Consider the following 7,791-nt stretch of genomic DNA (forward strand, 5'->3'; position numbering starts at 1 on the left):
CCCCGCACCCAAAGACTCCCAAAGCTCAGCTTTAATGTGTGGCCTAGATGCCACTTCCGGTGGCGTTTGCGTCGCCGCGAACCCGTGTCACGCGAAAATTTATCGCGCAGACCGCCTTCCTCCCGAGATTCTGCGATCAAACCCCGTAGCGCGTTCCGAAGTTTTGCGTCATGAGAGCAGGATGGAAGGACGCGGGTCGGCAACTGGCCCGCCGAATAAGGTTTTGAGGATAAGATGGCGAACGGTGTCGTTAAGTGGTTCAACCCGGCCAAGGGCTTCGGTTTCATTCAGCCCGAGGACGGCGGCCAGGACGTGTTCGTCCACATCGCCGCGGTTGAACGCTCGGGCCTGTCGGGCCTGAACGAGGGCGACCTGGTCGCCTACGAAATGGAAGAGGACCGCCGCTCGGGCAAGACCTCGGCCGGCAATCTGCGCGTCACCGGCCAGGGCGCCGCCCCGTCGGCGCCGCGCCGTCCGGCCGCGCGCGGCTTCGATTCGCCGCGCGGCGGTTACGACGCTCCCCGTGGCGGTGGCTACGGCGGCGGCGGCGGCGGTGGCGGCGCGGGTGAATCCGGCACCGGCGTGGTGAAGTGGTTCAACAGCACCAAGGGCTTCGGTTTCATCCAGCCCGACAACGGCGGCGGCGACATCTTCGTGCACATCTCGGCCGTCGAACGCGCCGGCCTGCGCGGCCTGAACGAAGGCCAGCAAGTCGGTTACGAACTGGAACAGGACCGCCGCTCGGGCAAGACCTCGGCCGGCAACCTGCGCATCCTCTAAGGCTCGGAATTCGGCCGGGCGCGGAGCGTCCGGCCGGTCTTCGGCCCCTGAATCAGGCCCCGCTGGGACCTTTCTTCCGTCGCTGAGACGGTGGAAGGGTCTCTGCGGGGCCTTTTCACGTCCGGATCTGGGGTTGCCGGTTCGGCCGTCGTCCCCCGGGCACCCCCCGGGGGGGACGACGACCCTGGACGTCAGATCAGCCGGTGCTCGCGCTCGGCCGCCGCCTGGTTCACCGCCAGGGCGGTCATGTTGACGATGCCGCGCGCCGTGACGCTGGGCGTCAGCACGTGCAGCGGCCGGCTCATGCCCAGCAGCACCGGCCCGACCAGCAGGCCCTCGGTGGCGGCGCTGAGCAGGGTCAGGGCGATATTGGCCGCGTCCAGGGTAGGCATGACCAGCAGGTTGGCCGAACCCTTCAACGCGCTGTCGTGCACCAGGCGGTCGCGCAGGGCCTGGGACAGGGCGGCGTCGGCATGCATCTCGCCGTCGACCTCGAGCTCGGGCGCGCGCTCGCGGACGATGGCCAGGGCGTCGCGCATCTTGCGGGCGGTCGGCGAGTTGCTGGCCCCGAAGCTGGAGTGCGACAGCAGGGCGGCCTTGGGCGTCAGGCCGAAACGGCGCACGGATTCGGCGGCCAGCAGGGTCATCTCGGCCACCTGTTCGGCGGTCGGGTCGACATTGACGTGGGTGTCGCAGAAGAACAGCGTGCCGTTGTCGAGGATCAGCGCCGACAGGGCGTAGACCCGGCCGACCTTCTCGCGCTTGGGGATGATCGGCAGCACATAGGTCATGTGCTGCCACCAGTCGCCGGTCCCGCCCACCAGGGCGGCGTCGACCAGGCCGGCCTGCAGCAGCATCGAGGCCGACACCGTGCGGCGGCTGGTCACCCGGCGTTCGGCGGCCAGGGGCGGAACCCCCCGGCGGCTGACCAGCCCCTGGTAGCGTTCGACCAGGGGCGCGAACAGCTCGATGTCGGCCGACGGGTCGAGGATCTCGGTGCGGCCGCCGAGGTCGAGGCGCAGGCCCATCTCGGCGACCTTGGCGGTGATGACGTCGCGACGGCCGATCAGCACCGGCTTGGCCAGGCCCTCGTCGAGCACGGTCTGGACGGCGCGCAGCACGCGCTCGTCCTCGCCCTCGGCATAGGCCACGCGCACCGGCGCCTTGCGGGCCCGCTCGAACACCGGCCGCATCAGCTGGCCCGAGCGGTAGACGAACAGCTCAAGCTCCTGGCGATAGGCGTCGAAGTCGGCGATCGGCCGGGTGGCGACGCCTGAGTCCATGGCCGCCCGGGCCACGGCCGGGGCGATCTGCAGGATCAGGCGCGGGTCGAAGGGCTTGGGGATGATGTACTGGGCGCCGAACATCGGGGCGACGCCGCCATAGGCGCTGGCGACGACTTCGGAGGCCTCGGCCCGGGCCAGTTCGGCGATGGCCTCGACGGCCGCCACCTTCATGGCCTCGTTGATCTCCGAGGCGCCGACATCGAGCGCGCCCCGGAAGATGAACGGGAAGCACAGGACGTTGTTGACCTGGTTGGGATAGTCGCTGCGGCCGGTGGCCATGATGGCGTCGGGGCGCTGGGCGGCGACGATCTCGGGCAGGATCTCCGGCTCGGGATTGGCCATGGCCAGGATCAGCGGGTTGGGGCCCAGCAGCGGCAGCCATTCGGCCTTGAACACGCGCGGGGCCGAGAGGCCCAGGAAGATGTCGGCGCCGGGCAGCACGTCGGGCAGGGCGCGGGCGTCGGTCGGCCGGGCGTAACGGGCCATGTTGTCGGGCATGTCGGGCTCGCGCCCGGCATAGACCACGCCCTTGATGTCGGTCAGCGTGACGTTCTCGACCGGCAGGCCCATCGAGACCAGCAGGTCGACGCAGGCCAGGGCGGCCGCGCCGGCCCCGGAGGTGACCAGCTTGACGTCCTTCAGGGTCTTGCCCTGCACGACCAGGGCGTTGCGGACGGCGGCGGCGCAGACGATGGCGGTGCCGTGCTGGTCGTCGTGGAAGACCGGGATGTTCATCCGCTCGCGCAGCTTGCGCTCGATGACGAAACATTCCGGGGCCTTGATGTCTTCGAGGTTGATGCCGCCGAAGGTCGGCTCCAGGGCCGCGACCACCTCGATGAACCGGTCGGGATCCTCGGCGTCGACCTCGAGGTCGAACACGTCGATGCCGGCGAACTTCTTGAACAGGACGGCCTTGCCCTCCATCACCGGCTTGCTGGCCAGCGGGCCGATATTGCCCAGGCCCAGCACGGCGGTGCCGTTGGAGATCACCGCCACCAGGTTGCCGCGCGCCGTGTAGTCGCGGGCCAGATCGGGGTTGGCGGCGATGGCCTCGCAAGGGGCGGCGACGCCGGGGGAGTAGGCCAGGCCCAGGTCGCGCTGGGTGGCCATGCGCTTGGTGGCCGTAATCTCCAGTTTTCCGGGCCGCGGCAGACGGTGATAGTCCAGGGCGGCTTTACGGAAATCCTCGTCCATCGGTCGGTTCCTCGGTGACTGCGCAGGTGGAGCGGCGCGGATCGTCTTGGTGCGGTCCGTCAGGGCCTAGCTACCGGTGTTGGCCCGGTATTTCCAACCTTACGCCGCGTCTTTCGGCCCTTTTTTCGGGATCGCCGCCTGGAGAAGCGATCGGCGATGGCTCACTAAGTAATAAAAGAATTATATAACGCCCAAGCGGCGGGCGCCGAACGCCGCCATGCAAGGCGGTTGCGGCTCTGGCGCCTGTCGCGGCCGCGACAGGCTGGACTTGCGGACGAGGTGGTTTCAGCATCGCTCGCGGCGCCAAGGGTTTAGACTGGCGTCCGGAAACGCCGAGCAAGGAACGACGAACGGATGAGCGGCCTGACCACCCATATCCTCGACACGGCGGCCGGTCGCCCGGCGGCCAACGTCGCTGTGCGGATTTCCGCCCATCGCGAAGGCGTGGTCAGCCTGCTGTCCGAAACCCGCACCGACGCCGACGGCCGGGCGCGGCTGGTCGAGGGCGCGGACCTGGTAGTCGGCGGCTATCGGCTGGAGTTCGCGGTCGCCGACTATTTCCGGGCCAGCGGCGCGGCGGTCAGCGATCCGCCGTTCCTGGACGTGGTGGTCATCGACTTCTCGGTCGCCGACCCGACCCAGCACCATCACGTGCCGCTGCTGGTCTCGCCGTTCGGCTATTCCACCTATCGGGGCAGCTGAGATGGGCCCAAAACCACATGGGGCGGTGCGGTTCCTGTTGAACGGCGAGGTGGTCGAGGCCCGGGGCGTCGACCCGACTCGTACGCTGCTGGAACACCTGCGCGGCGACCTGCGGCGGACCGGGACCAAGGAAGGTTGCGCCGAGGGCGACTGCGGCTCGTGCACGGTGCTGGTCGGCGAGCTGGACGGGCAGGGCGAAACCACCTGGCGGGCCGTCAACAGCTGCATCCAGTTCGTGCCGATGCTGGACGGCAAGGCGGTGATCACGGTCGAGGGGGTGGCGGGCGCGGCGCCGCATCCGGTGCAGGCGGCGATGGTCGAGCACCACGGCTCGCAATGCGGGTTCTGCACGCCGGGCATCGTCATGTCGCTGTACGGCCGGGCGATCGCCGCCAAGGGCGCCGACGCGCCGGTGGACGAGGTGCTGGCCGGGAACCTGTGCCGCTGCACGGGCTATGGCCCGATCATCGCCGCCGCCGAGGCGATCCCCGCCGAGGCCGCGCCGGACGTGGCCGACCAGCTGGTCGGCCTGCGGCGCGAAACGACGCTGAGCCTGGAGCACGACGACGCGATCGCGGGCGTCACCCGCCGCTGGCTCGCGCCGCGCAGCCTGGCCGAGCTGGCGGAAACCTATGCCGCCCATCCGGACGCGGTGATCGTGGCCGGAGCCACCGACATCGGCCTGTGGGTGACCAAGCTGCGCAAGCCGCTGAAGACCCTGATCGACATCGGCCAGGTGGCCGAGCTGAAGGCCATGTCCCGCCAGGACGGCTGGCTGCGGATCGGGGCCGGCGTGCGTTATGTCGACGCCCTGGAGACGCTGGGCGCGCTCTATCCCGACCTCGGCGAAATGATGCGGCGGCTGGGGTCCACCCAGGTGCGCAACAGCGGCACGATCGGCGGCAACATCGCCAACGGCTCGCCGATCGGCGACATGCCGCCGGCCCTGATCGCACTGGGCGCCCGGCTGGTGCTGCGCCGGGGCGAGACCCAGCGCACCCTGCCGCTAGAGGATTTCTTCATCGCCTACGGCAAACAGGACCGTGCGCCCGGCGAGTTCGTCGAGGCCGTGCTTGTGCCGCTGGAGCTCGGCGGTGGCGCGATGTTCAAGGTGTTCAAGCTGTCCAAGCGTTTCGACCAGGACATCTCGGCGGTGTGCGGGGCGTTCAACATCCAGCTGCAGGACGAGGTCGTGACCTCGGCCCGCATCGCCTTCGGCGGCATGGCCGCCACGCCCAAGCGGGCGGCGGCCTGCGAGGCCGCGCTGGTCGGCCGGATCTGGAACCCGACGACGGTCAACGCGGCGGTCGCGGCCCTGGGCGGCGATTTCACACCCCTGACCGACGCCCGCGCCTCGGCCGCCTATCGCGCCCTGGCGGCGGGGAACATGCTGCGCAAGGCGTACATCGAGTCCGCCCGACCCGATTTGGCCACCCGCGTTCCGGAGGCCGCCGCCCATGGCTGACTCCACCCCGACCTCAAACACCGTTGGCGTCGAACCCGTCGTCTTCCAGGGCGTTCACGCCGCGCTGCCGCATGACAGCGCCCTGCGCCATGTCACCGGGGCGGCGATCTATGTCGACGACCTGCCCGAGCCGGTGGGGATGCTGCATGTCCATCTTGGCATGAGCACCAAGGCCCATGCCAAGATCGTATCGATGGACTTGTCGGCCGTGCGCGCCGCGCCGGGCGTCGTGGCGGTGCTGAGCGCCCAGGACATCCCCGGCGAGAACGACGTCAGCCCGGTGATCCACGACGACAAGCTGTTCGCCGACGGCGAGGTGGTCTGTGTCGGCCAGAGCCTGTTCGCCGTCGCCGCCACCTCGATCGCCGCCGCCCGCGCCGCCGCCGCCAAGGCCGTGGTGGTCTACGAGGACCTGCCGGCCGCCGTCACCATCGCCCAGGCCCGAGAGGCCGGCTCGACCATCGAAACCGCCCAGCGCATGGCGCGCGGCGACGCGGCCGCCGCCCTGGCGGCCTCGCCCCGGCGCCTGCAAGGCAGGCTGGCGATCGGCGGCCAGGACCATTTCTACCTCGAAGGCCAGGTCGCCCTGGCGACGCCGGGCGAGGGCGGCGACGTCCATGTCTGGTCGTCCACCCAGCATCCCAGCGAGGTGCAGCACCTGATCGCCAAGGTGCTGGCCGTGCCACACAGCAGTGTCACCGTCGAGGTGCGCCGGATGGGCGGCGGGTTCGGCGGCAAGGAGACCCAGGCCTCGCTGTTCGCTGCCGCCGCCGCCCTGGTGGCGGTGAAGACCGGCCGCGCCGCCAAGGCCCGTCCCGACCGCGACGAGGACATGGTCATGACCGGCAAGCGGCATGACTTCGAATGCGCCTACGACGTCGGCTTCGACGACGAGGGCCGGCTGACGGGCCTGGCCCTGGAGCTGGCCTCGCGCTGCGGTTCGACCACCGACCTGTCGATGGCCATCAACGACCGGGCGATGTTCCACGCCGACAACTGCTACTTCCTGCCGGCCGTCGAGATCGTCTCGCACCGCCTGCGCACCCACACGGTGTCGAACACCGCCTTCCGGGGCTTCGGCGGACCGCAGGGCATGGCGGCGATCGAGCGGGTGATGGACGCGGTCGCCCAGGCCACGGGGCTGGACCCGCTGCTGGTGCGCCAGCGCAACCTCTATGGCGGCGAGGGGCGCAACCTGACGCCCTACCACCAGACGGTTGAGGACAACGTCGCGCCGCAACTGCTGGAGCAGTTGGCCGCGTCCTGCGACTACGAGGCCCGGCAACGCGCGATCGACGCCTTCAACGCCAAGAGCCCGGTGCTGAAGAAGGGCCTGGCCCTGACGCCGGTGAAGTTCGGCATCTCGTTCACCACCACCCACCTGAACCAGGCCGGGGCGCTGATCCACCTCTATGCCGACGGCTCGATCCTGCTGAACCACGGCGGGACGGAGATGGGGCAGGGGCTGTTCGTCAAGGTCGCCCAGATCGTCGCCGAGGCCTTCAAGGTCGACATCGCGCGGATCAAGGTGACCTCGACGGTCACCGACAAGGTGCCCAACACCTCGGCCACCGCCGCCTCGTCGGGGACCGACCTGAACGGCATGGCGGCGCTGAACGCGGCCAACACGATCAAGGCCCGGCTGGTCGAATTCGCGGCCCGCAAGTGGGGCTGCGCCGAGGCCGAGGTCGCGTTCACGCCCGAAGGCCTGCGGGCCGGCGCCGAGCTGATCCCGTTCGAGGTGCTGTGCCGCCAGGCCCATCTGGGCCGGGTGTCGCTGTCGGCCACCGGCTACTACGCCACGCCCAAGATCCACTACGACCGCGCCACCCACACCGGTCGGCCGTTCTACTATTTCGCCTATGGCGCGGCCTGCAGCGAGGTGCTGATCGACACCCTGACCGGCGAGATGAAGGTCACTCGGGCCGACATCCTGCATGACGCCGGCCGCTCGCTGAACCCGGCCATCGACCTGGGCCAGATCGAGGGCGGCTTCATCCAGGGCATGGGCTGGCTGACCACCGAGGAGCTGGTGTTCAGCGCCGACGGCCGCCTGCTGACCCACGCCCCCTCGACCTACAAGATCCCCACCTGCGGCGACCGGCCGGCGGTGCTGAACCTGGCGCTGTGGGAGGCCGGCCGCAACGTCGAGGAGACGGTGCACCGCTCGAAGGCGGTGGGCGAGCCGCCGCTGATGCTGGCGCTGTCGGTGCTGTCGGCGGTGAACCGGGCGGTGGCGTCGGTGGCCGACCATCGCGTGTTCCCCGACCTGGACGCGCCGGCGACGCCGGAGCGGATCCTGATGGCGGTCGAGGATGTGAAGAAGAGGGCGGCGTCGTGTTGACCCTCTCCCAGCGGGAGAGG

General features: G+C 69.9%; 5 protein-coding genes and 1 pseudogene. 5 read left to right on the forward strand and 1 reads right to left on the reverse strand.

Annotated features, from left to right (window positions below; genetic code table 11):
- Nucleotides 1-234: 234 nt before the first annotated feature.
- Both PMI01_RS27735 and PMI01_RS27740 read left to right on the forward strand, forming a co-directional pair.
- Nucleotides 235-438, forward strand: a pseudogene (locus PMI01_RS27735) (cold-shock protein); the annotation flags it as partial.
- A 144-nt stretch (nucleotides 439-582) separates the two neighbouring features.
- A complete protein-coding gene (locus tag PMI01_RS27740) occupies nucleotides 583-780 on the forward strand; it encodes a cold-shock protein (RefSeq protein WP_026171987.1) in 198 nt (65 codons plus the stop codon).
- A gap of 191 nt (nucleotides 781-971) precedes the next feature.
- On the opposite strand, the gene PMI01_RS05525 is transcribed toward PMI01_RS27740, so the two are convergent.
- The gene (locus PMI01_RS05525) at nucleotides 972-3,260 is read right to left on the reverse strand and encodes an NADP-dependent malic enzyme (protein WP_007664992.1); all 2,289 of its coding nucleotides are present in this window, start codon (nucleotides 3,258-3,260) and stop codon (nucleotides 972-974) included.
- 354 nt (nucleotides 3,261-3,614) lie between these two features.
- Between PMI01_RS05525 and uraH the strand changes: the two genes are divergently transcribed.
- From uraH to xdhB, 3 genes are read left to right on the forward strand one after another with little or no spacing between them, the layout of a single operon-like run.
- A complete protein-coding gene (uraH, locus tag PMI01_RS05530; protein WP_007664994.1) occupies nucleotides 3,615-3,962 on the forward strand; it encodes a hydroxyisourate hydrolase in 348 nt (115 codons plus the stop codon).
- A 1-nt stretch (nucleotide 3,963) separates the two neighbouring features.
- Nucleotides 3,964-5,427: a xanthine dehydrogenase small subunit gene (xdhA, locus tag PMI01_RS05535; protein ID WP_007664996.1), complete on the forward strand. Its 1,464-nt coding sequence runs from the start codon at nucleotides 3,964-3,966 to the stop codon at nucleotides 5,425-5,427.
- Nucleotides 5,420-7,771 carry a xanthine dehydrogenase molybdopterin binding subunit gene (gene xdhB / locus PMI01_RS05540; RefSeq protein ID WP_007664999.1) on the forward strand — a complete coding sequence of 784 codons (2,352 nt, stop codon included), beginning with the start codon at nucleotides 5,420-5,422 and terminating at the stop codon, nucleotides 7,769-7,771. Before xdhA ends, xdhB begins: the two co-directional genes overlap by 8 nt.
- Nucleotides 7,772-7,791: the final 20 nt, after the last annotated feature.

Source organism: Caulobacter sp. AP07 (assembly GCF_000281955.1).
Taxonomy (GTDB): Bacteria; Pseudomonadota; Alphaproteobacteria; order Caulobacterales; family Caulobacteraceae; genus Caulobacter.